The organism is Pseudomonas sp. NBRC 111132 (assembly GCF_001320565.1).
GTDB lineage: Bacteria > Pseudomonadota > Gammaproteobacteria > Pseudomonadales > Pseudomonadaceae > Aquipseudomonas > Aquipseudomonas putida_P.
In genome coordinates this window covers 22,210-49,109 of sequence record NZ_BCBI01000036.1, presented here as the reverse complement: position 1 = coordinate 49,109, position 26,900 = coordinate 22,210, and the positions used below count along the sequence as shown (strand labels likewise).

General features: G+C 62.6%; 22 protein-coding genes and 1 tRNA gene. 4 read left to right on the top strand and 19 right to left on the bottom strand.

Annotation, left to right across the window (positions count from 1 at the left end; translation table 11 throughout):
- From APH35_RS17735 to APH35_RS17695, 10 genes are all read right to left on the bottom strand, one after another.
- Positions 1-1,824: a S9 family peptidase gene (locus APH35_RS17735; RefSeq protein WP_060493148.1), complete on the bottom strand. Its 1,824-nt coding sequence runs from the start codon at positions 1,822-1,824 to the stop codon at positions 1-3.
- The gene (pqqE, locus tag APH35_RS17730) at positions 1,790-2,950 is read right to left on the bottom strand and encodes a pyrroloquinoline quinone biosynthesis protein PqqE (RefSeq protein WP_012270174.1); all 1,161 of its coding nucleotides are present in this window, start codon (positions 2,948-2,950) and stop codon (positions 1,790-1,792) included. The genes APH35_RS17735 and pqqE overlap by 35 nt, the downstream gene beginning before the upstream one ends.
- Positions 2,922-3,197: a pyrroloquinoline quinone biosynthesis peptide chaperone PqqD gene (gene pqqD, locus APH35_RS17725; protein ID WP_012270175.1), complete on the bottom strand. Its 276-nt coding sequence runs from the start codon at positions 3,195-3,197 to the stop codon at positions 2,922-2,924. Before pqqD ends, pqqE begins: the two co-directional genes overlap by 29 nt.
- A complete protein-coding gene (gene pqqC, locus APH35_RS17720) occupies positions 3,194-3,949 on the bottom strand; it encodes a pyrroloquinoline-quinone synthase PqqC (RefSeq protein ID WP_012270176.1) in 756 nt (251 codons plus the stop codon). Before pqqC ends, pqqD begins: the two co-directional genes overlap by 4 nt.
- 9 nt (positions 3,950-3,958) lie before the next feature.
- A complete protein-coding gene (gene pqqB / locus APH35_RS17715) occupies positions 3,959-4,870 on the bottom strand; it encodes a pyrroloquinoline quinone biosynthesis protein PqqB (RefSeq protein ID WP_012270177.1) in 912 nt (303 codons plus the stop codon).
- A gap of 79 nt (positions 4,871-4,949) precedes the next feature.
- Positions 4,950-5,021, bottom strand: coding sequence for a pyrroloquinoline quinone precursor peptide PqqA (pqqA, locus tag APH35_RS28420; protein ID WP_003243383.1), 72 nt, complete (start codon positions 5,019-5,021; stop codon positions 4,950-4,952).
- 159 nt (positions 5,022-5,180) lie between these two features.
- Positions 5,181-7,481: a pyrroloquinoline quinone biosynthesis protein PqqF gene (gene pqqF / locus APH35_RS17710; RefSeq protein WP_060515207.1), complete on the bottom strand. Its 2,301-nt coding sequence runs from the start codon at positions 7,479-7,481 to the stop codon at positions 5,181-5,183.
- A 62-nt stretch (positions 7,482-7,543) separates the two neighbouring features.
- A complete protein-coding gene (locus tag APH35_RS17705; protein WP_012270179.1) occupies positions 7,544-8,338 on the bottom strand; it encodes a carbon-nitrogen hydrolase family protein in 795 nt (264 codons plus the stop codon).
- Between the two features lie 14 nt (positions 8,339-8,352).
- Positions 8,353-10,035: a flavin monoamine oxidase family protein gene (locus APH35_RS17700; protein WP_060515206.1), complete on the bottom strand. Its 1,683-nt coding sequence runs from the start codon at positions 10,033-10,035 to the stop codon at positions 8,353-8,355.
- Positions 10,036-10,204: 169 nt separating this feature from the next.
- Positions 10,205-10,666: an Lrp/AsnC family transcriptional regulator gene (locus APH35_RS17695; RefSeq protein WP_012270181.1), complete on the bottom strand. Its 462-nt coding sequence runs from the start codon at positions 10,664-10,666 to the stop codon at positions 10,205-10,207.
- Between the two features lie 134 nt (positions 10,667-10,800).
- On the opposite strand from APH35_RS17695, the gene APH35_RS17690 reads away from it, so the two are divergent.
- Positions 10,801-11,364 carry a serine acetyltransferase gene (locus APH35_RS17690; RefSeq protein WP_060515205.1) on the top strand — a complete coding sequence of 188 codons (564 nt, stop codon included), beginning with the start codon at positions 10,801-10,803 and terminating at the stop codon, positions 11,362-11,364.
- Positions 11,365-11,535: 171 nt separating this feature from the next.
- Here the strand turns inward: APH35_RS17690 and APH35_RS17685 are convergent.
- The 5 genes from APH35_RS17685 to rpsU all read right to left on the bottom strand — a co-directional run bounded on the left by APH35_RS17685 (position 11,536) and on the right by rpsU (position 19,919).
- Positions 11,536-11,612 (bottom strand) — tRNA-Ile (locus APH35_RS17685).
- Positions 11,613-11,628: 16 nt separating this feature from the next.
- Positions 11,629-15,372 (bottom strand): bifunctional diguanylate cyclase/phosphodiesterase, encoded by a 3,744-nt coding sequence (locus APH35_RS17680; RefSeq protein WP_012270186.1) that lies wholly within the window; start codon positions 15,370-15,372, stop codon positions 11,629-11,631.
- A gap of 127 nt (positions 15,373-15,499) precedes the next feature.
- A complete protein-coding gene (gene rpoD, locus APH35_RS17675; protein WP_012270187.1) occupies positions 15,500-17,350 on the bottom strand; it encodes an RNA polymerase sigma factor RpoD in 1,851 nt (616 codons plus the stop codon).
- Between the two features lie 67 nt (positions 17,351-17,417).
- Positions 17,418-19,400 (bottom strand): DNA primase, encoded by a 1,983-nt coding sequence (dnaG, locus tag APH35_RS17670; protein ID WP_060515204.1) that lies wholly within the window; start codon positions 19,398-19,400, stop codon positions 17,418-17,420.
- A 303-nt stretch (positions 19,401-19,703) separates the two neighbouring features.
- Complete coding sequence (gene rpsU, locus APH35_RS17665) at positions 19,704-19,919, bottom strand: 30S ribosomal protein S21 (protein ID WP_003255575.1); 216 nt, start codon at positions 19,917-19,919, stop codon at positions 19,704-19,706.
- Positions 19,920-20,124: 205 nt separating this feature from the next.
- Between rpsU and tsaD the strand changes: the two genes are divergently transcribed.
- Positions 20,125-21,150, top strand: a complete 1,026-nt coding sequence (gene tsaD / locus APH35_RS17660; protein WP_012270189.1) for a tRNA (adenosine(37)-N6)-threonylcarbamoyltransferase complex transferase subunit TsaD — start codon at positions 20,125-20,127, stop codon at positions 21,148-21,150.
- Between the two features lie 17 nt (positions 21,151-21,167).
- Here tsaD and plsY read toward each other — a convergent pair whose 3' ends face one another.
- Entirely contained in the window at positions 21,168-21,737 is a 570-nt protein-coding gene (gene plsY / locus APH35_RS17655; RefSeq protein WP_012270190.1) for a glycerol-3-phosphate 1-O-acyltransferase PlsY, read from the bottom strand.
- A 74-nt stretch (positions 21,738-21,811) separates the two neighbouring features.
- On the opposite strand from plsY, the gene folB reads away from it, so the two are divergent.
- Both folB and folK read left to right on the top strand, forming a co-directional pair.
- Positions 21,812-22,168, top strand: coding sequence for a dihydroneopterin aldolase (gene folB / locus APH35_RS17650; protein ID WP_004375185.1), 357 nt, complete (start codon positions 21,812-21,814; stop codon positions 22,166-22,168).
- The gene (gene folK, locus APH35_RS17645; RefSeq protein WP_060494194.1) at positions 22,159-22,668 is read left to right on the top strand and encodes a 2-amino-4-hydroxy-6-hydroxymethyldihydropteridine diphosphokinase; all 510 of its coding nucleotides are present in this window, start codon (positions 22,159-22,161) and stop codon (positions 22,666-22,668) included. Before folB ends, folK begins: the two co-directional genes overlap by 10 nt.
- 118 nt (positions 22,669-22,786) lie before the next feature.
- On the opposite strand, the gene APH35_RS17640 is transcribed toward folK, so the two are convergent.
- The 3 genes from APH35_RS17640 to APH35_RS17630 are packed head-to-tail and all read right to left on the bottom strand — an operon-like array spanning position 22,787 to position 26,788.
- The gene (locus tag APH35_RS17640; RefSeq protein ID WP_012270192.1) at positions 22,787-23,893 is read right to left on the bottom strand and encodes a multifunctional CCA addition/repair protein; all 1,107 of its coding nucleotides are present in this window, start codon (positions 23,891-23,893) and stop codon (positions 22,787-22,789) included.
- Positions 23,894-23,948: 55 nt separating this feature from the next.
- A complete protein-coding gene (locus APH35_RS17635; protein ID WP_012270193.1) occupies positions 23,949-25,517 on the bottom strand; it encodes a SpoVR family protein in 1,569 nt (522 codons plus the stop codon).
- Positions 25,514-26,788 carry a YeaH/YhbH family protein gene (locus APH35_RS17630; RefSeq protein WP_012270194.1) on the bottom strand — a complete coding sequence of 425 codons (1,275 nt, stop codon included), beginning with the start codon at positions 26,786-26,788 and terminating at the stop codon, positions 25,514-25,516. Before APH35_RS17630 ends, APH35_RS17635 begins: the two co-directional genes overlap by 4 nt.
- Between the last annotated feature and the right edge of the window lie 112 nt (positions 26,789-26,900).

Genomic DNA, 26,900 nt, shown 5'->3' with positions numbered 1-26,900 from the left:
TCAGTGCTTCAACACCCGGCAATAGAATTTCCACTCTTCTTCCAATGCATGCGCCAGGTTCTCCGCTTTGCGGAACCCATGTCGCTCTCCGGCATAGAAGTGCCCCTCAGCCTCGATCCCGTTAGCCTGCAACGCCGCCAGCATCGCGCGGGTCTGTTCCGGCACCACCACCGCATCCAGCTCGCCCTGGAAGAAAATCACCGGCACCTTGATCTGCCCTGCATGCAGCAAAGGCGTGCGCTGGCGATAACGCTCGGCGTCCTGCTGCGGGTCGCCGATCAGCCAGTCCAGGTAGTCGCCCTCGAACTTGTGGGTGGCACGGCCCAGGGCCACCGGGTCGCTGACCCCGTACAGGCTGGCGCCGGCACGGAACACATCATGGAATGCCAGGGCGCACAAGGTGGTATAGCCACCGGCGCTGCCGCCGCGGATGAACGCCTTGTGTTTGTCGACCCAGCCCTGAGCCGCCAGGTATTCGACCGCTGCGCAGGCATCGGCCACATCGCTTTCGCCCCAGCGCAGGTGCAGTGCCTGGCGGTACTCCCGGCCATAGCCGGTGCTGCCCCGGTAGTTCAGGTCGGCCACGGCAAAGCCGCGCTGGGTCCAGTACTGGATGCGTGGGTCGAGCACGGGGTAACAGGCCGAAGTCGGCCCACCATGGACGAACACCACCAGCGGTGCGGCGCCTTGCGACTGCACTGGCGGGTAGAAGAAGCCATGGGCCTGCTCGCCGTCACTGCCATAGTGGATGGGCTGCGGCAGGCTGATGCGCCCTGCCGGTAGCACCTCGGCACCACCGGCCAGCACACGGACCTCGTGGTTGCCGCGGTCGATGGCAATCACTGCCGGCGGGCTGATAGGCGAGGCGGCAATGGCATAGAGGTGTTCGGCATCCATGGCCAGGTTGCGAAAACGAGTATAAGCACTGGCAAACCGCGCCATGCGGCCATCTTCGCCACGCAGCCCCAATTGCCCGAAGCCATCCTGGAACCAGCTGGCCAGGTAGCTTTGCGGCCCCAGTGGCAGCCAGGTGCAGGTGCCCAACTGCCAAGGCGCTGCTGCATGGTCCGCCGACTTGGCGGGCAAGGCTTGCCAGTGACCCTCGACCTCTCCCCAGGGCTGCCAGAAGCCGTTGCGGTCGGATAGGCAGTAGAGCCGGCCTTCGGCATCGAAGCGTGGTTGTTGCAGCGATTCGTCAGCGGCGGCTACACACTGCGGCGGCCCCCAGTGGCCGCTGGCATCCCGTGTGCGGCTCATCAGGCGGGTCACGGTCCAGGGCTGTGCAGGGCGGTCCCATTCGATCCACGCCAGGCGTTGGCCATCGGCACTCACGGTGGGTGCGGCGTAGAAATCGGCACCCTCGGCGAGTACCTCACGGCGGCTTTCGCCCAAAGCGACGAGGCGATGCTCCACCTGCTCGGCATGGCGCTCCTCGACGGCCAGCACCTGGCTGTCGTGCCACTGCACATCGCCATAGCGGCAGCTGGCATCGCGGGTCAGAGCACGCGGTAGCAAATCGTCCAGCGGCTGGGTGTAGACCTGCTGGTCCTTTTCGTTGACGAACACCAACCCGTCGCCACCCAGGCAGAAGCTGCCACCGCCATACTCGTAGGCCCGGCTGCGCACGCTGAAACCATCTGGCGTCAGGCAGCGGGCCTGGTAGTGCAGCCAGTGCCAGATACGGCAAGCACCATCGGCCGGGCGAAATTCGATCCAGAACAGCCCGTCGGCACTGACTTTGAGTTCGGCGAAGTCGGTGCCGGCGGCCACCGCCTGGGCCGCGCTGAATTCAGCCGCGGGCGATGACACGTGAGTTTCGATCATTGCGGAAGGTCATCTGTTCAATGGCGAGCTGGGCGGTTTCTGCCTCCTCGCGGGCCTTGAGGATGATGCCGTGGTCGGCCGACTTGGCGCATACCGGGTCGGCGTTGCTGGCATCGCCGGTCAGCATGAAGGCCTGGCAGCGACAGCCGCCGAAGTCCTTTTCTTTCTCGTCGCAGGAGCGGCACGGTTCGCGCATCCACTCATAACCACGGAAGCGATTGAAGCCGAACGACTCGTACCAGATATGGTGCAAGTCATGCTCGCGCACATTGGGGAATTGCACCGGCAGCTGGCGCGCGCCGTGGCAGGGCAGGGCGGTGCCGTCCGGGGTGATGGTGAGGAACAGGTTGCCCCAACCATTCATGCAGGCCTTGGGGCGTTCTTCGTAGTAGTCTGGGGTAACGAAGATCAGCTTGCACGGGTTGCCCTCGGCCTTGAGTTTGTCCCGGTATTCGTTGGTGATGCGTTCTGCCCGCTCGAGCTGCGCGCGAGTCGGTAGCAGGCCCAGGCGGTTGAGGTGCGCCCAGCCGTAGAACTGGCAGGTGGCAAGCTCGACGAAGTCGGCCTCCAGGGCAATGCACAGCTCGATGATGCGGTCGATCTTGTCGATGTTGTGCCGATGGGTGACGAAGTTGAGCACCATCGGGTAACCGTGGGCTTTCACCGCGCGGGCCATTTCCAGCTTTTGTGCAAAGGCCTTCTTCGAGCCAGCCAGCAGGTTGTTCACCTGCTCGTCGCTGGCCTGGAAGCTGATCTGGATATGGTCCAGGCCGGCCTTCTTGAAATCGGCGATGCGCGCCTCGGTCAGGCCAATGCCCGAGGTGATCAGGTTGGTGTAGTAACCCAGCCTGCGAGCCTCGCCAATCAGCTCGGCAAGATCCTGGCGCACCAGCGGTTCACCGCCAGAGAAGCCGATTTGCGCGGCGCCCATTTCCCGTGCTTCAGCCATCACCTTGAACCACTGTTCGGTGCTCAGCTCTTGGCCCTGGGCGGCGAAGTCCAGCGGGTTGGAACAGTACGGGCACTGCAGCGGGCAGCGGTAGGTGAGCTCGGCCAGCAGCCACAGCGGCAGGCCGACCGCAGGCGTAGGCGGCAACTCAGGCGAGGACGATCCAGTGTTCGGCACGGGCCACCTCCATGAATTGCTCGATGTCATCGGCCACTTCCGGGACATCGGGGAATTGCTGTTCGAGTTCGCTGATGATCGCTGCCACGTCACGCTGGCCGTCGATCAGGCCACCGATCAGGCTGGCGCTTTCGTTGAGCTTGATCATGCCCTCGGGGTACAGCAACACATGGCCCTTTTGCGCCGGCTCGTACTGGAAGCGGTAGCCGGGGCGCCAGTTCGGCACTTGATTGCGATCAAGACTCATAGGGTGATCCCCTTGTGCCACACCCGGTCCTGGGTGACGGAGTGATAAGGCGGGCGGTTCAGCTCGTAGGCCATGCTCATGGCGTCGAGCATGCTCCAGAGGATATCCAGCTTGAACTGCAGGATCTCCAGCATACGCTCCTGGCCCGCGCGGGTGGTGTAGTGCTGCAGGGTAATCGCCAGGCCGTGCTCCACGTCGCGCCGGGCCTGGCCAAGGCGGGTGCGGAAGTACTCGTAGCCGGCCGGGTCGATCCACGGGTAGTGCTGTGGCCAACTGTCCAGCCGCGACTGGTGGATTTGTGGGGCAAACAGTTCGGTCAGCGAGCTGCTGGCGGCTTCCTGCCAGCTGGCGCGGCGGGCGAAGTTGACGTAGGCGTCCACGGCAAAGCGTACGCCGGGCAGTACCAGCTCCTGGGAGCGCAGCTGGTCGGGGTCGAGGCCGACGGCCTGGCCCAGGCGCAGCCAGGCTTCGATGCCACCGTCCTCGCCGGGTGCGCCGTCGTGGTCGAGCAGGCGCTGGATCCACTCTCGGCGCACTTCGCGGTCCGGGCAGTTGGCCAGGATCGCGGCATCCTTCATCGGGATGTTGACCTGGTAGTAGAAACGGTTGGCCACCCAGCCCTGGATCTGCTCGCGGGTGGCGCGGCCTTGGTACATCGCCACATGGTACGGGTGATGGATGTGGTAATAGGCGCCTTTGGCGCGCAGAGCCTGCTCGAATTCGGCAGGGGACATGGGCAGTGCGTCGCTCATCGGGCCTCCTTACAACTCGATGCTCATGCCGTCGAAGGCAACTTCCACACCGCGGCGCAGGACTTCGGCGCGCTCGGGGGAGTCTTCATCGAGAATCGGGTTGGTGTTGTTGATGTGGATAAGCACTTTGCGCTGGCGCGAGAAGCCGTCCAGCACTTCGAGCATGCCGCCAGGGCCATTTTGCGCCAGGTGGCCCATCTCGCGGCCGGTGCGGGTGCCGACACCACGGCGCTGCATTTCATCGTCCTCCCACAGGGTGCCGTCGACCAGCAGGCAGTCGGCGTCGTGCATCATCGCCAACAGCTTGCCGTCGACCTGGCCCAGGCCTGGGGCGTAGAACAGCTTGCCGCCGGTACGAGTGTCCTCGACCAACAGGCCCAGGTTGTCGCCTGGGTGCGGGTCGAAACGGTGCGGCGAGTACGGCGGTGCAGCGCTGCGCAGGGGGAAGGGGGTGAACTTGAGGTTGGGGCAGGCCTCGATGACGAAGCTGCCTTCCAGCTCGATGCGGTTCCACTGCAGGCCACCGTTCCAGTGGCTGAGCATGTTGAACAGCGGGAAACCGGTGGTCAGGTCCTGGTGGACCATGTCGGTGCACCACACTTGGTGCGGGCAACCTTCGCGCAGGCTGAGCAGGCCAGTGGTGTGGTCGATCTGGCTGTCCAGCAGGACGATGGCGTTGATGCCGGTGTCGCGCAGGGCCCGGGCCGGTTGCATGGGCGCAAAGGCCTGCAGTTGGGCGCGGATGTCGGGCGAGGCATTGCACAGAACCCAATGCACGCCGTCGTCGGACAGGGCGATGGACGACTGGGTGCGTGCCGTGGCGCGCAGGGTGCCGTCACGGTAGCCCTTGCAGTTGACGCAGTTGCAGTTCCACTGTGGGAACCCGCCACCGGCGGCGGAGCCGAGAACCTGGATGTACATGGCCACTCTCTATGCAAAAAACCGGATCGGAAAAACGAAAACGCCCCGGCAGGCCGAGGCGTGAAACCCTAAGCCGGGCTTAGCGGTTAGCGAAGTACATGGTGACTTCGAAGCCGATACGCAGATCAGTGTATGCAGGTTTGGTCCACATGGAATTACTCCTTCCGGATGAGGGTTGGGATGCTCAGCTACTACTTGGGTACCGCCACGCGTCGGCAGTTCCCTGAAACTGGGATTGCGCTATCTTACAAGAAAAATTTGTACCGAAAGGTTAATTATTCGAAAAGCGCCGTTGCAGTTCGCGTAACAATCATCGTGCAGCGCCTTGCCAGGAAGGGTTTGGCGCGGCAGCGTTGGCCAGGCATAGCCAAGTGGAACCTGTGTCGAGCAGGTTGCTCAGCAGGTGGTCCAGATCCGTCTGCCGCGTGTTCAGGATAGCCCTGCGCAGTGCATCCAGCCTGCCGGGTTGTGTAGCCAGGTGTGTCTGCCACGCCCATTCGGCGACGTCGGCATTGGCCATGGCGGGCTCGTCGAATTGCTCGGCCAGGGCTTGGCGGGCGGCCGGGTCCAGGGTGACACCCTGGCGCAACAGGGCGAGCAGGTGGTCGAGGACCTGCGCTTGGCCGGTGTGGGGGGACTGCACGCCGAACAGTAGACCGCCGACCCCCTCGACCTGACGAAAGGCGCTGAACACCGCGTAGCCGAGTTGCAACTCTACCCGCAGGCGTTGGTAAACCGGCCCCTGCAGCAGTTGCGCTAGCAGGCGGCCTGCGGCTTCGCTGGCGGGAGGCAGCGGGCAGAACAGCAGCAGGGCATATTCGCTGCCAGCCACTTCGGCATGCTGCCAGCGACGGTTGGCCCATGTGGGCAGGGAGCCAGGCCGTGCGCCTTGCCCGGGGCAGTGCTGCAACGCGGTAGCCAAGGCGTTCAGCGCGGCATCGTCGAAGCCCGCAGCCAGGCCATGCCAATTTGCGTGCTGCCACAGGCTGTCGAGTTGCTGCTGTTTCAGCGTGCCGGCCGGTGCCGCTGTGGGCGGGGTATGCAGCACCGTGTCTGGCAGTTGCTTGAGCAAGGCCCTGATAGGGATCAGTGCCGGGGGCGGCGCCGCGCTGGGCAGCCAGCAGCTGGCAGGGGGGGTGAGCATCAAAGCCAAGGCCTGCGGCACTGCGCGCAACACCGCGGCCGGCAGCCCGGCGCAGCGCAACTGCCAGTATTCCCCTGCGGTGGTGTACTGCAGTTGCACCGAGGCGCGTTCACATCGGTCCTGCAGCGGCGCGAGGGCCTGTTCAAGCACACCCTGCAAGCGCTGGCGCACAGGCGAAGGCACGTGCCAACGTAAGTAGAGTGCCGCATATTGGCGGGTGCCGGGGAGCTGGTCACTGATCGTCAGTGCGTTCGGTAGAGGCTGCGCCAAGGCGGTGGGTAAGTCAGCCATCAGTAACGGCTCGACCGTGGGTATCTGCCATTGCCCATGATTGCTGCATGGCAGGTCATCCAGCAGGGCACGAAGGGCCTGCAAACCTTGTGTATCCAACTGGCTGAACGGCAACCCGGTACTGTCCCGGCGGGCCAGTTCAAGTGCGCTGGCACTGCGTTCGCCGCTGTGCTGCAGCAAGCCGAAGTCACGGTTCAGCTGTGCGAGATCGGCTTGTCGGATGAAATTGAACCAGCCGTGCAGCAGGTCATTGGCTTCATCTGGGCAGGCGTCGGCGCTGAGCTTCAGGTCCAGGTGCCACAGCAACTGCCCGGCGAAGGCATACAGCTTTTCGGCCTTGAAGCCTTGCAGCCAGCCCCGCTCGCGCAGCGTACCCAGCCAGGTACCTGGGCGGCTGTCATTCAGGCAGGCAATCAGCAGTTCCAGCGCCTGCTCGGTACCTGCCGGAAGGTGCTCGTGGTTAAAGGTCAGTGGCATGGTCGCCGCCGACAGGGGCGGTGGCTGAAGGTGCGGTACTCGCGTGCCCGTGGCGAACTGCTGAGCATGCTGCCGGCCCAGTTGCTCCAGTTCAACCAGCGGTTGCGGGCCGCACAGGCTCAAGACGATCTGGCCGCCTTGGTAAAAGCACCGGTGAAAGCCCCCAAGCGCTTGCTGGAAGGCTGGGTCCTGCAGGGCCAGGGTGTATCGGTTGCCGGCATGAAAAGCGCTCAGCGGATGAGCGGGCGACAGCGTCTGCAGCAAGGCGAATTGCTGCTGGGCCTGTGGGTTGCGCGACCAGGCGATGAACTCGGCGTGAATCACTTCGCGCTCGCGGCGTTGGCGCGCGATGCCCAGGTCAGGCTCGGCCAGCATCTGGCACAGGCGCTCGAGGCCTGCGGCCAAGGCATTAGGCGGGACTTCGAAGAAAAAATCGGTGGTGCGTTCACGGGTACTGGCGTTGACCTGGCCACCGAGGGCCTGCACGTAGCGCATCAGGCCATCGTCCAGGGGGAAGCGCGGGGTACCGAGGAAGAACAGGTGCTCGAGAAAGTGGGCTAGCCCTGGCCATTTCCCCGGCGCGTCATGGCTACCCGCGTGCACCCGCAATGCGGCGGCCGCGCGCTTCAGGCGCGGGGCATGGCGCAGGGTAAGCTGCAGGCCGTTGGCGAGGGTGAGGTGGCGGGTGGCGTCAGGCATGGGGGCTCCGGTTGCTGCTGTCCATGCTAACCCATTTGTGTAGCGGGCCCGCGAAAGGGCTATCAGCCTTTACGCAGGTGAAGTTCCTGGCGCAAATCGTTCAGATAAGGAAACGCCAAGCGCCCCTGCACCACCTGATCATGTTCAAGCTCCGCCAACAACTGGCATTCATCCTGCCCGGCCATGGCTAGCACACTGCCATCCGGCCCGATGAGGCTGCTCTGCCCGCAGTAGTGAATCTCGTCTTCCGCACCGCAATAATTGGCATACACCAGGTAACACTGGTTCTCCTGCGCCCGCGCCCTCACGGTCACCTGGCAGGTAAAGTCGTACGGCGTCATGTTCGCGGTCGGCACCAGTATCAGCTCTGCGCCATCGAGCGCCAGGCGCCGAGCGTTCTCCGGGAACTCGATGTCGTAGCAGATCAGCAGGCCGACTTTCCAACCGTCAAATTCCACCACCGGGGACAGGTCGGCGCCTGGGCTGAACATCGAGCGGTCCAGGTCACCGAACAGGTGGGTCTTGCGGTAGTTGCTGAGGCTGCGGCCATGCGCATCGATCAACTGTACGCTGTTGTAGATTGCCCCGTCGTCGCCGCGCTCGGGGTAGCCATAGACGATAGCGATGCGCTGCGCCTGGGCGATCTCTACCACCGCCATCGCCGCCGGGCCATCGTCGGCTTCAGCCAGGCGCTCGACCTGGGCCAGGCCGATGTTGTAGCCCGTCAGGAACATTTCCGGACACACCAGCAACTGCGCGCCGCGTTCGGCCGCCAGCTGCGCCTGGTGGCGCAGCCGTTGCAGGTTGCCGGGCACGTCCAGTGGCTTGGGGGCACCCTGGAACAGAGCGATGCGCATGGTGCCTCCTTGTCTCAGTCTGCCAGGGCGATCGGGCCGATTTCGTCGAACACGTCGCCTGGGCCGGGGTTGTCCGGGTGGGTGTGGCCACCGAAGTGGTTCATGATACCCCACACCGCATTCAGCGACGTTTGCACCGCGCCTTCCACCCAGGCCGGGGTCCACGACACGTCGTCACCGGCAATGAAGATGCCGCGCTGCTCGGCGGGCATGTCCTGCTGCATGAAGTGCGCGTACATGCGCTGGTTGTAGCGGTAGTGGCCTGGCAACGCCCCCTTGAAAGCGCCAAGGAAGTGCGGGTCGGCTTCCCAGGAAATGGTGATCGGGTCGCCGATGATGTGCCCTGCGATGTCGGTTTTCGGGTAGATCTTCTTCAGCGCATCCAGGGCCAGCTGCACGCGCTTTTCCACCGGGTGCGGCAGCATCTTCAGCGCATCGCTCATCCAGGCGTAGGACAGGCAGATCACCCCCGGCTTGTCGTCACCGTTGTCGAACAGGTAAGTGCCGCGGGTAAGCCGGTCGGTGAGGGTCATGCTCATCAGGTCGCGGCCGGTTTCCGGGTCCTTGTCCTTCCAGAACGGCCGGTCGACCATGACGAAGGTCTTCGACGACTGCATGTAGCGGGTGCGGTCCAGGGCCATCCACATTTTTTGCGAGAACAGCGATTCCTCGCAGTCGATCTGGGTGGTCAGCAGCCAGGTCTGGCAGGTGGCGAGTACCGCGCTGTAGTGGCGGGTGTCGCCCCAGTTGTCGGTGACCGCCAGGCGTCCATCGGAAGCGCGGGCAATGCGTTTGACCCCGGTACGCGGCGCGCCGCCGTGCAACGTGCTCAGGCTGGTGCCCTGCGGCCAATGCACGCAGCGCTCCGGTACATGGCGCCAGATGCCTTGCGGCACTTGTTCCACACCGCCGACCACCAGGTGCTGGTGGTCGTCGCAGTTGGTCATCACCACGCGGAAAATTTCCAGCATCGAGTTGGGGAAGTCCGAATCCCAGCCACCGGTGCCGAAGCCAACCTGGCCGAACACTTCGCGGTGCTGGAAGCTCAGCTTGGCAAACGAGCGCGAGGTGGCGACGAAGTCGTAGAAGGTGCGGTCGTCCCACAGCGGCACCAGCTTGTTCCACAGTGCCTTCAGGCGCGGTACGTCGCGGTCGCGGATGGCTTGCTGGATTTCGGCGAACTGGGCGCCGCTTTCCAGCGCATCAGCCCAGGCATCGGCCACTTCATGAAACAGCTTGGGCAGGTCGCTGGTTTTTTCGGCGTAGTAGGTCTGGCCTTCCAGGTCGATCACCGTGCTACCCGAGGCCGGAGTCAGCGGGTTGGGAAAAGGCTTGGTTTCCAGGCCCAGCTTGTCTACGTAGTGATAGAAGGCCGTGGACGACACCGGGAAGCGCATGCCACCCAACTCGGCGATGATCCCATCGGTGCCGTTGAAGGCTTGCGAGCGCAGCCGGCCACCCAGCTTGGAAGCCTCGTACACCACCGGTTTGAGGCCCAGCTTCATCAACTCGTAGGCCGCCACCAGGCCGGCGATACCGGCACCTATGATGGCTACTTCTTCACCCTGGCGATCAGCTGGAATGCTGCCCAGGCCCGCGGGGTGCTCCAACCAGTCGTCGAAGGCGAACGGGAAGTCCGGGCCGAAGATGGTGATCGGCTTCTTGCCGTCGGCGGGGTGGCGGTTTTTCTTGTTCATGAAGTGACCTTGCCAGAGAGGCTGCGCGGGGAGCGGAGCCTGAGTATAGGAGATGCCTGGGGGTCATTTTAGGGCGTGAGATTTTCGTAATTAAGGCGCAGAGTGGTGTCTGAATGTATTTTGTTTCGTCGGAATAACATACTTTATGTGCATTACGACGACTTAGAAATCAGAGCGGCTGCCCGCGATCTACCTTGCTACTGAGAATGATCGACGTGGTGGTCTTCTCCACGCCGTCGACACTGCCGATCTGGTCGAGCAACTGGTCAAGCTGCTCGGGCGAGTCGGTACGCAGCCAGGCCACGTAGTCGAATTCTCCGCTCACCGCACACAGCTGCTGCACCTGCCCCATGGCACTCAGGCGCCGCACAACTTCCTTGCCGGAACGTGGCTGTACTTTGATCCCCACGTACGCCTGCAGCCCGCCGCCTATCACACTCTGGCCCAGGCGTACGCCATAGCCGGAAATGACCTTGTTCTTCTCCAGCCGTTCCAGGCGCGAGTTGACCGTGGTGCGGGCGATGCCCAGCTGGCGGGCGAGGGTGGCGACGCTTTCGCGGGCGTTGATCTGCAACAGGGCAATCAGCTGGCGATCGATCTCATCCAGCGTGATGGAGCGGGAATCCGACATGGCGAGTCTCTGCGGTTGGCCCGCTAGCCTAGCCAGCCAATGCCGATGAGGGCAAGGGCCGTCACAGCTGACCAGGCTGGCCCGATGACTTTGCCTTCGGCATGATGAAGCGCTAGTCCAACGAGAACCTCAGTGTGAACCTCGACCACCTGCTCGAATGCTGGCGACTGGAAGTCTCCAACAAGAAAAGGCCCGGACGCCGTATCAGTTTGCTGTTCAACGTGCTGCGCCGCGCCCGCAAGGACAACAAACTGCGTTTTCTCTTTGCCTACCGCCTGGCCCAGTACCTCGACGCCCATGGTGGCCTGGCACGGCGTCACGCCCGGCGCATGCAACAGCGGCTAAACCTCAAGTACGCCGTGGACATCGATATAGGTGCACACATCGCGCCCGGCCTGCGCATCGCGCACCTACCGGGGGTAGTGATCACCCGGCACGTGCGCATCGGGCGCAATTTCTTCATCCGGCAGAACTGCTCGATCGGCATCAAGACCCTTGGCCTGGAGGAATACACGCTGCGCATTGGCGACAATGTGAGCATGGGCACCAATAGCTGCATTGTTGCCGATCGCATCGATATTGGCGACGACGTGGTGATTGGCGCTATGTCGCTGGTTACGCGGGATATTCCGGCTGGCATGACCTTCTACAACCCGCGACAGGTCGAGATGCGGGGTTTTCCAGCGCGGGATGAGTGATGCGACTCAATGGGCTTTGCGCGCGAGCAGCAGGCGCCGGCAAATGGCGTGCTTTGTCGCACCTCCGCACTCAACGGGTTTGGTTGGGGCAGGCGATGCATTGAAGAGCGTAATTGCTCGGCTGATCGATAGGCATGAAAAAGCCGCGCATTTGCGCGGCTTTGTCGTATCTGGTGGGCCCACACGGACTCGAACCGTGGACCAAAGGATTATGAGTCCTCTGCTCTAACCGACTGAGCTATAGGCCCTCAGTAAGTGGCCGGATTATAACGAGGGTTTCGCACCTGTGCCATCTGAAAGATCTGATAGTGCTATGCGAAGGAACGCGGCCGCGAACTCGTCTGGTGGCAGCGGCAGGCTGACGATGTAGCCCTGGATCTGCTCACACCCTTCCGCTGCCAGAAAACGCTGCTGGGCCTGGTTTTCCACGCCTTCGGCAATGATCGTCAGCTGCATGCTGCGGCCAAGGGCAATGATCGCGCGGGCGATGGCGGCATCGTGTGGGTCGTCGGGCAGGCCGCGGATGAACGACTTGTCGATCTTGAGAATATCCAGCGGCAGGCGCTTGAGGTAGCTCAGCGAGGAATAGCCGGTGCCGAAGTCATCGATAGCCAGTTGCACGCCCAGTTTCTTCAACTGGTACAGCACGGCCAGGGCCTCTTCTGCCTGGCTCATGATGAAGTTCTCGGTAATTTCCAGCTGTAGGTCACCGGCCTTTAGCTGGTAGTGCTTTAGCAACTGTTCGATGCGCCGGGCCAGGTGCGGGTGGCGCAGCTGGGCGCCGGCAAGGTTGATCGACAGCGGGCCGAAGGGTTGGTAGTGCTGTTTCCAGGCCTGCATCTGTCGGCAGGCTTGCTCCAGAACCCAGTCACCGAGCTGGAGAATGGTGCCATTCTCTTCCGCCAGGTGGATGAAGTGCTCTGGTGGCACCTCCCCAAAGGTTGGGTGGCTCCAGCGGATCAGCGCCTCGGCGCCTACCAGCTTCTGGGTCTTGAGGCTGAGCTTGGGCTGGAAGCACAGGCTCATTTCGTTGCGTTCGACGGCGCGGCGCAGTTCATGCTCCAAGGCGATGCGCTCGCTGGCCTGGGCGGTGAGGTCGCGGGTGTAGGCTTCGACGCGGTTGCGGCCTTTGGCCTTGGAGCGGTACATGGCGGCGTCGGCGTTGCGGATCAGTGTGGCAACGTCGGTGCCGTCCTGTGGATACAGGCTGATGCCGATGCTGGCGCTGGTGAAGAACTCGTGTTCACCGGCCTGGAACGGCGCGGCGAAACAGGCCAGCAGCTTGTTGGCGATGGTACTGGCGTCGCTGGGCTTGTGCAGGCCGGGTAGCAGGATGATGAACTCGTCGCCGCCCAGTCGGGCCACGGTGTCGACGTCGCGCACCTGCTCCTTCAGGCGCTGGGCGATGCCTTTAAGCAGCAGGTCGCCGACTGGGTGGCCGAGGCTGTCGTTGATGTGCTTGAAACGGTCGAGGTCGAGGAACAGTACCGCGCCCTGGCGGTTGGAGACTTGCGCGCAGGTGAGTACAGCCTGCAGGCGGTTCTCGAACAGGGCGCGGTTGGGCAAGCCGGTCAGCGGGTCATGGTGGGCCTGATAGTCGAGTTTGGCCTGGGCGTGCTTGATGCTGGAGATGTCTGCGAAAACCGCCACGAAGTGAGTGATCTCGCGTTCACTGTTGCGCACGGCGCTGATGGTCAGCCAGCTTGGGTAAAGCTCGCCGTTCTTGCGCTTGTTGTAGATCTCGCCCTGCCAGTGCCCTTCGTCGGTCAGCTGGTGCCACATGGCCGCATAGAAGGCGCTGTCGTGCTGGCCGGACGCGAGCAGGCGCGGGGTCTGGCCGAGGGCTTCGATTTCGCTGTAGCCGGTGATTTCGCTGAAGGCGCGGTTGACAGCACTGATGTGCTGGTCAATGTCGGTGATCAGTACGCCTTCGGCAGTGTTCTCGAACACGGTGGCGGCCAGCTGCAGTTTTTCCTGCATCAGGTGGCGCTCGGTGATGTCGCGGGCGATGGTCAGCATGCAGTCGACGCCGGTAATCGGCAGGGGCCGGGCGGACAGCTCGCAAAGGCGGATCTGCCCGTCGCTGCGGCGGATGTGGCAGGTGAAATCACGCACGAAGCCGTCGCGGTTGAGCTGCTCAACCAGGCGCTTGCGCTCGTTGAGGTCTACCCAGATGCCCAGGTCCAGCGAGGTCTGGTCGATGGTCGGGTTGAGGTCATAGCCGGTCAGGCGGCAGAAGCCCTCGTTCACCTCCAGCAGTAGACCGTCGCTCTGGCGCGACAGCAGCAGACCGTCGGGGGAGGCGTGGAAGGCTTTGGCGAATTTCTCTTCCGAGGTTTGCAACTGTTGCTGGGTTTCCTTGAGCTGGCTGATGTCGCGCACCGCCACTACCAGCGCGGGGGTGCCGTCGAGTTCGAAGGTTTCGGCCGAGGTCAGGCCGGTGAACAGCTGGCCATTGCTGCGGCGGAAACTCATTTCCAGGTTGCGGATGCCGCCCTGGTGCAGGTGTTCGAGCACTCGTAGGCCGCTGCCTTCGACGCCCCACAGGTTCAGGTCGGTGGCGGTACGGCCAATCACCTGGCTTTGGGTCAGGCCGATCTGCTCTTCGAAGGCTTCGTTCACCTCCAGAAGGCAGCCATCGCTGTGGCGGGCGATCAGCAGGATGTCTGGGCATTGCTGGAACACCGAGGCGAACTTCTGCTCGGACAGGCGCAGGGCGTCCTCGGTGTGCTTGGTTTCGCTGATGTCGATCATCAGGCCGCGCATCACCGGTTGGTGGCCGTGTTCGATCATGCTGACGATGTTGCGTACCCAAAGGGGCTGGCCGTCGGCGCGGATCACTCGGTAGTCCAGGCTGTGGTCGCGTCCCGCTGCGGTTTCGCTGTCGCAGTACGCCTGGGCCCAGAGGGCGTCCTCCGGGTGCAGGATGCTGCGCCAGAAGCCGGGCCGGAGCCAGTCACTCAAGGGGTAGCCGAGCAGGTCTTCGGCATGCGGTGAAACGTAGCTGTAGGTGAAGTCGTTGGCATCGGCTTCCCAGGCGATGGCTGACAGGCTCTCTACAAGGCCTCGGTAGTGGTATTCGCTGCTGCGCAGCTCTTGCTCCAGGGCGATGCGCCTGGAAATTTCCGAGCTGAGGCGGCGGTTGATGCGGATGACCACGGCCAGCACGGCCATCAGCAACAGCACCGTTGGCAAGCCATATACCAGCAGGTCAGACCAGAACATCCGCTGGTCGACTACATTGCCCACCCAGCGCTGCTGGATCTGGCTGATTTCGCTGCTGCTCATGTCGGCCATCACTTTGTCGAGAATACCGACCAGCACGGCCTTGTCGCGGGGGACGGCCATCGCCAGCTGGTAGCGGTAGGGTGTTTCGCCGCTGACGTACAGGCCGTCGAGTTTGAGCTGGCGCAGGCTCCAGATACTGGAGGCCAGGTCGCCGACCACGGCGTCCACCTGGTCGGTGGCCAGGGCCTGCAGCGTGGAGCTGACATTGGGCAGCGCCACCAGGTTGAGGTCGGGGTGGTGGGTGCGCAGCAGCTCGTGCGGGGCGTAGTTCTCGACCACGGCGATTTTCAGGCCGTACAGGTCATCCAGCTTGCGTGGTTGTGCGCCGCCTTTGTGGGCCAGGATGACAATGGGGAAGTCGAGGTACGGGCGGGTGAAGGCCAGATAGCCCTGGCGTTCGGGGGTGGACATGATGCCGGGCAGCAGGTCGATGCGGCTTTCCCGTGCCTGTGCCAGTACCTCGGTCCAGCTGCTGGGTTCGACCGGTTTGAGTGTCACGCCCAGGCGCTGCTGGATCGTGGCGATGTAATCGGCGGCCAATCCCTGGTACCGGCCCTCCTGGTCGCGAAACTCGAACGGTGGCCAAGAGGCGTCTACGCCCAGGCTCAACTGCGGGTGAGCAGCCAGCCAGGCTTTCTCCTCATCTGTCAGGGTCAGGGCGCCGGCCGTTGTGTTCCATAAAATCAGGAGCAGCAACAGAATGGCCGGCTTCAAGGGCATGGCAGCCTCGCATTCAGGTGGTCTGAAGTCGAGTGTAGACGGGCATTGCGGCGGGTGTGCTGTGGAAGGCGGGCTTTATGTTACGGGCCGCTAAAGAAAAACCCCGGCCTGGGCCGGGGTTTTGTCATCACTCGTCGAGGAAGGAGCGCAGGTGCTCGCTGCGAGTCGGGTGGCGCAGTTTGCGCAACGCCTTCGCTTCGATCTGACGAATCCGCTCACGGGTTACGTCAAACTGCTTGCCCACCTCTTCGAGGGTGTGGTCGGTGTTCATGTCGATACCGAAACGCATGCGCAGCACCTTGGCTTCGCGTGCGGTCAGGCCCGAGAGCACGTCGCGGGTGGCTTCCTTGAGGCTTTCGACCGTGGCCACGTCAATCGGGGACTGCATGGTCGAGTCCTCGATGAAGTCGCCCAGGTGCGAATCTTCGTCGTCACCGATCGGGGTTTCCATGGAGATCGGCTCTTTGGCGATCTTCAGTACCTTGCGGATCTTGTCCTCAGGCATTTCCATGCGCTCGCCCAGCTCTTCCGGGGTCGGTTCGCGACCCATTTCCTGCAGCATCTGGCGGGAAATACGGTTGAGCTTGTTGATCGTCTCGATCATGTGCACCGGAATACGGATGGTGCGTGCCTGGTCGGCGATCGAGCGGGTGATCGCCTGACGGATCCACCAGGTGGCATAGGTCGAGAACTTGTAGCCGCGGCGGTATTCGAACTTGTCCACCGCTTTCATCAAGCCGATGTTGCCTTCCTGGATCAGGTCGAGGAACTGCAGGCCACGGTTGGTGTACTTCTTGGCGATGGAGATCACCAGACGCAGGTTCGCCTCGACCATTTCTTTCTTGGCGCGGCGGGCCTTGGCTTCACCGATCGACATGCGACGGTTGATTTCCTTGATCTCGGCAACGGTCAAGCCGGTTTCGGTCTCAAGGTCGATCAGTTTCTGCTGGCAAGCGACAATGGCAGCGTCCTTTTCACCCAGGGCAGCAGCCCACTTGGTGTTGCGCTTGGCCAGGTCACCGCTCCAGGTCTGGTCGGTTTCGTTGCTCGGGAACATGCGCAGGAAGTCGGCACGCGGCATGCGGGCGTCACGGACGCACAGCTGCATGATGGCGCGTTCTTGCTGGCGCAGACGGTTCAGGGCGTCACGTACACGCTCGACCAGTACCTCGAACTGCTTCGGTACAAGCTTGATCGGCATGAACAGGTCAGCCAGGGCCTGAAGGGCCTCGATGCTTTCCTTGTGGCCACGACCGTTTTTCTTCAGGACCTTGGAGGTTGCCTGAAGTTGATCGGATACCGCACCGAAGCGTTGAGCCGCGACTACTGGGTCTGGGCCGCTCTCGGCCTCTTCCTCGTCGTCACCGCTTTCGGACTCTTCCTCTTCGTCGTCGGACTCTTCCTTCGCAGCAGCGGCCTTGGTGCCTGGGATCGGCACTTCTTCGGTCGGCGCGGCAATGTTGTCGTCAGGGTCGATGTAGCCGCTGAGAACGTCCGACAGGCGGCCACCCTCGGTGGTGACGCGGTCATATTCGCCGAGAATGTAATCGACAGTGCCCGGGAAGTGGGCGATGGCGCCCATGACTTCACGAATGCCTTCCTCGATACGCTTGGCGATTTCGATCTCGCCTTCACGGGTCAGCAGCTCGACAGTACCCATTTCGCGCATGTACATGCGCACCGGGTCGGTCGTGCGGCCGATATCGGTTTCAACGGCCGCCAACGCAGCAGCGGCTTCTTCGGCCGCGGCTTCGTCGGTGTCGGCTTCCGCCAACAGAAGGGCATCCGCATCCGGAGCACTCTCGAATACGTTGATCCCCATGTCGTTGATCATGCGGATGATGTCTTCCACCTGTTCCGGATCTGAAATATCCTCAGGCAGGTGGTCGTTGACCTCCGCGTAAGTCAGGTAGCCCTGCTCACGACCGCGGGTGATCAACTCTTTGATACGAGACTGCTGTTGCGCTTTTCCGGACATAACACCCTATCCACTGAAGGTCTTGGCGGGCAAAAAACAAGCCGAGGATTATACCCGAGCATGGGCCTCACGCGCCAGATGAGGTCGGCGTTTGTGCGGGAACATTCCGGCTCAGCAGGGCGAGGAGCTGGGTTTTTTCCTCGCTGGTCAATTCGCTTTGACGTGATTTCCTGAGCAGTTGTTCCAGGCTGCGCTCGCGTTGGCGGGCGGACAAGCTAGTTATAGTGTCGAAAAACTGTTGTTCAAGGTTGTCGGCCACGATCAGCCATTCCTTTTCCGCCAGGGCCCGCAACAGGCGACCCTGCTCGGTGCCATGCCAGCGTGCGATCAACTGCATTGAGCTTAGCCCAGGATTTTTCTGTGCGGCTTCGATCAATGCCACCAGCAGCTGGCTGTACAGGTGTTCTTCGTCGGCGAAGTGGCTGGCATCTTCTACCCTGCCGGCCAGCAGCGGGTGGTGCAGAAGGGTGCGCAGGGCGGCCAGGGTTGGTGGCTCGACCGGCGCCGGCACGCGGGGTGGCGCTTCGTCACGTTGTTGCCACGGCTTGCCACCCTTGCGGTTCTTGTCCCAGGGCTTGTCGCTCCATGGCTTCTTGCCGCTGCCCTTGTTGGGCTTCCAGGCCTGCTCCTGATGAACGGGGGCGAAGTCGTGTTGCGGCATGTCGCCGTAATCGGGGGTGTAGCTGGCCATGGCGTCGTAGTCGTAGCCAGGGTCGTAGTCCGGCACGCTGCTAACCGTGGGTGCTTGTTGCGCCAGTTGCTCGACCTGCTGCGGGTCGAGGCCGGTGATTTCCTTCAGGCGGTTGCGCATGAGCTGGCGCAGGTTGGCGCCAGGGATCTTTTCGATCAACGGTGCCGCCAGGGTCGCCATGTGTGCCTTGCCTTCCAGCGAGCGTGGGTCGGCTTCGACGCTCAGTTGCTCGAAGAAGTAATCGGCCAGCGGCTGGGCGTGCTGGTTGATACGGGCCATGAAGGCGTCGGTGCCTTCGGCGCGTACCAGGCTGTCCGGGTCCTCGCCTTCGGGCAGGAACAGAAAACGTGCGCGGCGGCCATCTTGCAGGTTCGGCAAGGCCGATTCCAGTGCGCGCCAGGCGGCCTTGCGCCCGGCCTGGTCGCCGTCGAAGCAGAACAACACGCTGGGCACCACGCGGAACAGGCGCTTGAGGTGCTCTTCGCTGGTGGCGGTGCCGAGGGTGGCCACGGCATTGCGCAGGCCTTGCTGGGCCAGGGCGATGACGTCCATGTAGCCCTCGACGACGATGATTTCGTCGAGGTTGCGGTTGTGCTTGCGTGCCTCGTACAGCCCGTACAGCTCCTGGCCCTTGTGGAACACCGGGGTTTCAGGGGAGTTCAAGTACTTGGGCTTGTCGTCGCCGAGTACCCGGCCGCCGAAGGCGATGATGCGCCCGCGGCTGTCGCGGATCGGGAACATCACCCGGTCGCGGAAACGGTCGTAGCGCTTGCCGCTTTCGGCGTTCTCGATCAGCAGGCCGGCATCGATCATCACTTTCTGCTGCAGGGTGTCGGCACCCAGGTGCTTGAGCAGGTTGTCCCAGCCGGGCGGGGCAAAACCCAGGCCGAAATCGCGGGCAATCTCGCCGGACAGGCCGCGGCCCTTGAGGTAATCCACCGCCGCCTTGCGGGTCGGGTGGTTGCGCAGGGCCTGGCGGTAGAACTCCGAGGCAGCGTCCAGTAGCGGGTACAGCGGCGAATCGGTGGGCTGGCGCGGCTTCTGGTCGCGGCGGCCTTGTTCGCGGGGCACTTCCATGCCAGCGGCGCGGGCCAGCTCCTCGACGGCCTGGGGGAAGTCCAGGTTGTCGTGGTCCATGACGAAACCCAGGGCGTTGCCACCGGCGCCGCAGCCGAAGCAGTAGTAGAACTGCTTGTCGGGGCTGACCGTGAAGGAAGGGGTCTTTTCCTTGTGGAACGGGCAGCAGGCGGAGTAGTTCTTGCCGGTTTTTTTCAGTTGGACGCGCGAACTCACCACGTCGACAATGTCGAGGCGGTTGATAAGGTCGTCAATGAAGCTCTGGGGAATCAGCCCGGCCATGGCAGTCTCGTCATCTGGCAACTGGCAAGTCTAATCGCTCACGCGCCGAATGGGGCGAGTGTTGCTTGGGGAAGTGCGAGGGGGTGTGTGCTCGTCGCCAGCCCCTAAGGGCCCGTCAGTCGGACGTGCACGTCTGGTCATACAGCAAGAAAGACCAGCTCTGACGTTTCAGGCAGGTTGCCCATGAGCAGTTCGCATGAAGCTTGTGCAGGGCCTTGAGCTAGCTGCTCAAGTGTGAAGCGACCACTGCCATCGCCCGGCGGTTAGCCGGGCAGGGCAGAAGCTTTGCGTTGAACGCCTGTATTAGTACAGACGAACGGCGCGGCGCTGTTCGCGCTGAACTTTCTTGGCGTGACGCTTAACAGCAGCAGCTGCTTTACGCTTACGCTCGGCGGTCGGCTTCTCGTAAAACTCGCGGCTACGAACTTCAGCCAGTACACCGGCTTTTTCGCAGGAGCGCTTGAAACGACGCAGAGCTACGTCGAAGGGTTCGTTCTCTTTAACTTTGACGGCTGGCATCCAGGGCTACCTTAATTCATTACCGGGGTAGACGTGCTCCTGGCAAAACAAAGGTGTGCTGGAGAACGTCGGTTTTCAAGGGTTGCGGATGTTAACCCTTAGCAAGCAGGAATGCAAAGCCTCTGATCGAAAACCGCTGGTCGGCATCCGACACGGGGACTATCATGCGCGGCTTCGAATTCAGCCCCCCACAAGGGACGAACCCATGCTAGTACTGGGATTGGAAACATCCTGCGACGAAACTGGCGTCGCATTATACGACAGTGAACGCGGTTTGTTGGCCGACGCACTGTTCAGCCAGATCGACCTGCACCGCGTGTTCGGCGGCGTAGTGCCCGAGCTTGCCTCGCGTGATCACGTCAAGCGCATGCTGCCGCTCATTCGCCAGGTGCTGGACGAGGCTGGCTGCGTCGCCACCGAGATCGACGCCATCGCCTATACCGCGGGCCCTGGCCTGGTCGGTGCCTTGCTGGTCGGGGCTTCCTGCGCCCAGGCGTTGGCCTTTGCCTGGGACATCCCGGCGATAGGTGTGCACCACATGGAAGGCCACCTGCTGGCGCCCATGCTGGAAGAAAACCCACCCGAGTTTCCGTTCGTCGCTTTGTTGGTTTCCGGTGGTCACACGCAGTTGGTTCGGGTCGATGGCATCGGCCAGTACGAACTGCTGGGCGAGAGCCTGGACGACGCTGCCGGCGAGGCGTTCGACAAGACCGCCAAGTTGATCGGCCTCAATTACCCAGGCGGCCCGGAAATCGCGCGCCTCGCAGAGCAGGGCGTACCTGGCCGCTTCGTTTTCCCAAGGCCGATGACCGATCGTCCGGGTCTTGAGTTCAGCTTCAGCGGCCTCAAGACTTTCGCCCTCAACACCTGGCAGCAATGCAAGAATGCTGGCGACGACGGTGAGCAAACCCGTTGCGACGTGTCCCTGGCATTCCAGCAGGCGGTGGTGGAAACTTTGACCATCAAGTGCAAGCGAGCCCTCAAGCAGACTGGCCTCAAGCGCCTGGTCATCGCTGGTGGCGTGAGTGCCAACAAAGCGCTGCGTGCCTCGCTGGAAGAGATGCTGGCCGGAATGAAGGGCAATGTGTACTACGCGCGCCCACAGTTCTGTACCGACAATGGCGCGATGATCGCCTATGCCGGTTGCCAGCGACTGTTGGCCGGGCAGCAGCAGGACCTGGCGATCAGCGTGCAGGCACGCTGGCCGATGGAGCAGTTGCCACCACTGTAAGGTTTACCGCCGAAGGTTCAGAAGTGCCGTTCGCGCCCTGCAAACAGGTCGCGCAGATTTTTACGGTGGCGCCACACGATCATCGCTGTCAGCACGGTGATCGGCAGCAGGGCCTCGGGCTCGCGCCAGGCCAGCAATGGCAACGTCAGTGGTGTGGCGATCAGTGCCGCCAGCGAGCTGGTGCGGGTGAGGTAGAAGGTCAGCAGCCAGGCACCGATAGCCAGCAGTGCGGCCGGGAAATACAGGCCCATGAGCATGCCGGCAGCTGTCGCCACGCCTTTGCCGCCCTGGAAACGGAAGTACAGGGGGAACAGATGGCCCAGCACCGCGCACACGCCCACCCAGGCCTGCGCATGCAGGTCCAGCCCGGCAGCGCGGGCGAGCAATACCGGCAAAAGGCCCTTGCACAGGTCGCCAAGCAGGGTCAGGATCGCCAGTTTACGGCCTGCCAGGCGTAGCATATTGGTGGCGCCGGCATTGCCTGAGCCGCTGGAACGCGGGTCCGGGCTGCCTGAAAGGCGGCTGAGGACAATGGCGAAGGACAGCGAGCCGAGCAGGTAGGCGAGCAACGCCAGTAACCAAAACATGCTAACTATTCCGGGCGAGGACGCCCCGATTCTAACGGCGCCAGTCGCCCTTGTCGTGCTGTGGAGAGAAGTGCTTGGACAGAGTGTTCATCGAAGGCCTGGAAGTCGATACCGTCATCGGTGCCTATGACTGGGAGCGGGATATTCGCCAGTGCTTGCGCCTGGACCTGAGCTTTGCCTGGGACAACCGCCCGGCTGCCGCCGGTGACGACCTGAACCTGGCGCTGGACTACGCCAGTGTCTCGGCACGCATCCAGGCGTTCGCCGAGCAGGCCCGTTTCGAGCTGGTGGAAACCTTTGCCGAGCGCCTGGTGGCAACGCTGATGGAGGAATTCCACATCCCTTGGGTACGGTTGAAGCTGACCAAACCGGGTGCGGTGCCGGCGGCCCGTGGTGGTGTAGGCGTGGAGATCGAGCGCGGATGTCTCTGAGCACGGTTTACCTGGGGCTCGGCAGCAACATCGACCGTGAAGCGCATTTGTGCGCCGGGCTCGATGCGTTGGCCGGTATCCTGACGGACATGCATTGCTCGCCGGCGTTCGAAAGCCAGGCGGTGGGGATCAAGAGCGGGCCGTTCATCAACTTCGTGGTGACCGGCAAAACCGCGTTGCCGTTGATCGAGCTGGACCGTCGACTGAAGTTCATCGAGGCCGACAACGGCCGCTATGCCCCGGACCGCAAAGGCTTGCCACTGGATATCGACGTGCTGATGTATGACGATTTGCACGGTACTTTCGACGGACTGGTGCTGCCTCGCGCCGAGATCTTGAAAAACGCTTTTGTGTTGTGGCCGCTGTCGCTGCTGGCCCCCGAACTGGTACATCCGGGGGCGGGCAAGGGCATGGCGCAGTTATGGCAGGAGGCGCAGATCGATCAGGTGCTGGCTCCGGTAGCCTTCGAGTGGCGCGGGTTGCAGCTGACGCCTATCTAACTAACGGCTTTCGCGGTCATTGTGGGAGCGGGCGTGCCCGCGAACACCGGCATAGCCGGTGCCATCCACCGCATTGGGTTCTTCGCGGGCGCGCCCGCTCCCACAGGTACCGCGCTGGTCAACTGCGTTTGTAAGCCTCGACAGCCTTCAGCCGCTCACGCTTGAGCGCTTCGCCCAGCGCCTGGCCCGTCAGCCCGGCTTGCACCAGCGGCTTCACATCCACCGCTCGCGCCGCTGCTGCTGCGCCACGCAGATAATCGGCTTGTGGATAACTCGACTTGCCATCGCCCAGCGCCGCCATCTCGCACACGACAATGAAATCCTCGAACCGCTGCGGTCGCCGGTACACATCGAATTTCTGCAACAGCTCCAGCAGTGCCGTGGCTGGTAGCTCCTGCGCCTGGTTACCCTGCGCCAGGCACTCTCCGGTAAGTAAGGCCAGTTCCTGGCATTCCCGTGGTGCCTTGAGGCGCTGGTTGACGGTTTTGATTGGCGCCGGTGCCAGCCCTCGCAACAGGCAGGCCCAGCGCACGTGCAGCGGCTGTTCGTGCGCTGCGGCTTGCTCCAGCGCCGCCAGGGCCTGTGTATCGTCGACAAGCTCAGGCAGTAGCTCGTGCAGGGCGCCGCAAGCGCCCAGCACTTGGAAGAACACCTGGGGGCGAGCCTCCATCAGCGCGCGCTCGATTTCCTTCCAGCTGCGCTCGGCGGTCAGTGCCTGCAGTTCGCCTGAGGCACTGATCTGGCGCATCAGTTCCAGGGTCTCGTCGGCAACCCGGAAACCCAGAGGCGCATAACGAGCAGCAAAGCGCGCGACGCGTAGTACGCGCAGAGGATCTTCGGCGAATGCCGGGGAAACATGGCGCAAAAGGCGTTGATCGAGATCGTCCTTGCCATGGTAGGGGTCGTACACCGTGCCCGCTTCATCTTCAGCCATCGCATTGATGGTGAGGTCGCGGCGGATCAGGTCTTCTTCCAGGGTGACGTCGGGACTGGCATGAAAGGTAAACCCACCGTAGCCGCGCCCACTCTTGCGCTCGGTGCGCGCCAGGGCGTACTCCTCGCCGGTTTTCGGGTGCAGGAACACCGGGAAATCGGCACCGACCGGCCGGTAGCCCTTGGCAAGCATTTCTTCGACGGTAGCGCCAACCACCAGCCAGTCGATATCGCTGACCGGGCGGCCGAGCAGGCGGTCGCGCACGGCGCCGCCGACTTTGTAGATGTGCATGTGCAGCTCTCCATAACTGCCGACAGGATAACCTGTCGGCAGTTATGGGGTTGCATCAGAGATGGTGGATAACGGCCAGGTCCATGCGGCCATAGTCGGCGCTTTCGCCGTGCTCGCCGCGCGGGGGCATGTGGTGGGTTTTCATCACTTGCTCGCCCTGTACGGTCTCCAGGTGAATATCGAAGCCCCACAAGCGATGCAGGTGCTTGAGCACTTCATCGGTCGAGTCGCCCAGTGGTTTGCGGTTATGTTGCTGGTGGCGCAGGGTCAGTGAGCGGTCGCCGCGACGGTCGACGCTCCAGATCTGCACGTTCGGCTCACGGTTGCCCAGGTTGTATTGCGCTGCCAGCTGCTCACGAATCACCCGGTAGCCGGCTTCGTCATGAATGGCAGGTACCAGTAGGTCGTCGCGCTGGTCGTCATCGAGGATGCTGAACAGCTTCAGGTCGCGCATTACCTTGGGCGACAGGTACTGCAGGATGAAGCTCTCGTCCTTGAAGCTGCTCATAGCGAACTTGATGGTAGAAAGCCAGTCACTGCCGGCAATGTCGGGGAACCAGTGGCGATCTTCCTCGGTCGGGTTTTCGCACATGCGGCGGATGTCGGTGTACATCGCGAACCCCAAAGCATAGGGGTTGATGCCGCTGTAGTAGGGGCTGTCGAAACCGGGCTGGAACACCACGCTGGTGTGCGACTGCAAAAACTCCATCATGAAGCCTTCGGTGATAAGCCCCTCGTCGTACAGGTCGTTCATCAGGGTGTAATGCCAGAAGGTTGCCCAGCCTTCGTTCATCACCTGGGTCTGGCGCTGCGGGTAGAAGTACTGGGCGATCTTGCGCACGATGCGCACCACTTCACGCTGCCAAGGTTCGAGCAACGGCGCGTTCTTTTCGATGAAGTACAGGATGTTTTCCTGCGGTTCGGCGGGGAAGCGCCCATCATCGCGGTCGTTGCCCTTTTCCGCGCTTTTCGGAATTGTCCGCCACAGGTCGTTGATCTGGCGCTGAAGGTGCTCTTCGCGCTCCTGTTGCCGGCGCCGCTCCTCCTCGGCGGAAATAGGGTAAGGCCGCTTGTAGCGGTCGACGCCGTAGTTCATCAGCGCGTGGCAGGAGTCTATCAGGTCTTCCACCGCATCGATGCCGTGGCGCTCTTCGCATTGGGCGATGTACTGCTTGGCGAACACCAGGTAGTCGATGATCGAACTGGCGTCAGTCCAGGTGCGGAACAGGTAATTGCCTTTGAAAAAACTGTTATGGCCATAGCAGGCGTGAGCGATCACCAGTGCTTGCATGCACATGGTGTTTTCTTCCATCAGGTAGGCGATGCACGGGTCGGAGTTGATCACGATCTCGTAGGCCAGGCCCATCTGGCCGCGACTGTAGGACTTTTCGGTACTGAGGAACTGCTTGCCGTAGGACCAGTGGTGATAGCCCAGCGGCATGCCGACCGAGGCGTAGGCGTCCATCATCTGCTCGGCTGTGATGACCTCGATCTGGTTGGGGTAGGTGTCCAGGGCGTAACGCTCGGCCAGGCGGCTGATTTCCCGGTCGTAGGTCTGGATCAGCTCGAACGTCCACTCGGACCCGGTGGAAATGGGTTGGCGTCTCTGTGCTCTGGCGGTCATGTGGCTAACCTGCGCTGGAAGAGTTCACGGAAGACCGGGTAGATGTCGCCGGCCGATACCAGCTGCTGCTGGGCGAACGTGTCGGGGTAGGCTTCGCCGATGCGCTCGTATTCATACCACAGCGCCTGGTGTTCACGGGGGGTGATCTCAACGTAAGTGTAGTACTGCACATGCGGCATGATCTGCTTGGAGAGGATGTCGCGGCAGATCGGCGAGTCGTCGTTCCAGTTGTCGCCGTCGGAGGCTTGTGCGGCGTAGATGTTCCAGTCGCTGGCCGGGTAGCGTTCGGCCATGATCTCCTGCATCAACTTCAGGGCGCTGGAGACGATGGTGCCGCCGGTTTCCCGCGAGTAGAAGAACTCTTCCTCATCGACTTCACGGGCACTGGTGTGATGGCGAATGAACACCACTTCGATGCGGTCGTAGTTACGCTTGAGGAACAGGTACAGCAGGATGAAGAAGCGCTTGGCGATGTCCTTGGTGGCCTGGGTCATCGAGCCGGATACGTCCATCAGGCAGAACATCACCGCCTTCGAGCTGGGGTTGGGTTGTTTGACCAGCAGGTTGTACTTGAGGTCGAAGGTATCGAGGAAGGGCAGGCGGTTGATGCGCGCCTTCAAGCGTTCGATTTCCTGTTCGACTTCCTGGATATCGGTGAAGTTGTCTGGCTCTTCGACCCGCAGGCGGTCCAGTTCCTTTTGCGCTTCACGCAACAGGGCGCGGCTGCTGCCGGTCAGGGCGATGCGCCGGGCGTGGGCCGAACGCAGGGTGCGCACGATGTTGATACGCGACGGGTTGCCTTCGTTGGCGATACCGGCGCGCACGGTCTTGAAGGTGTCGGCGCCCGTCAGGTGACGCTTGACCAGGTTGGGCAGCTCGAGGTCCTCGAACATGAATTCGAGAAACTCTTCCTGAGTGATCTGGAAGACGAATTCGTCCATGCCCTCGCCGGAGTTGCCCGCTTTACCGCGACCGCCGCCGCCACCTCCACCGCCTTGCGGGCGCGGGATGTGTTCACCGGCGGTGAATTCCTTGTTGCCAGGGTGCACGATGGTCTGTTTGCCCCCGCGACCATGGTGCAGCACCGGCTCGTCGATGTCGCGGCCGGGAATGCTGATTTGCTCGCCGTGTTCCATGTCCATGATGGAACGGCGGCTCACCGCCTCTTCGACGGCTTTCTTGATGTGTTCGCGGTACCGCCGCAGGAAGCGTTGGCGGTTGACCGTGCTCTTGTTCTTGCCGTTCAGGCGTCGGTCTATAACGTAGCTCATGGTCCCTCCGGTAGCTGGGAGCAGCTGCAAGCCACAAGCTTCTGGCTGCAGGAAAGAGCAGCCACCGCTGCTGCAAGCTACAGCGCCGGGCTTGCGCTCGGCGCTAGGCAGC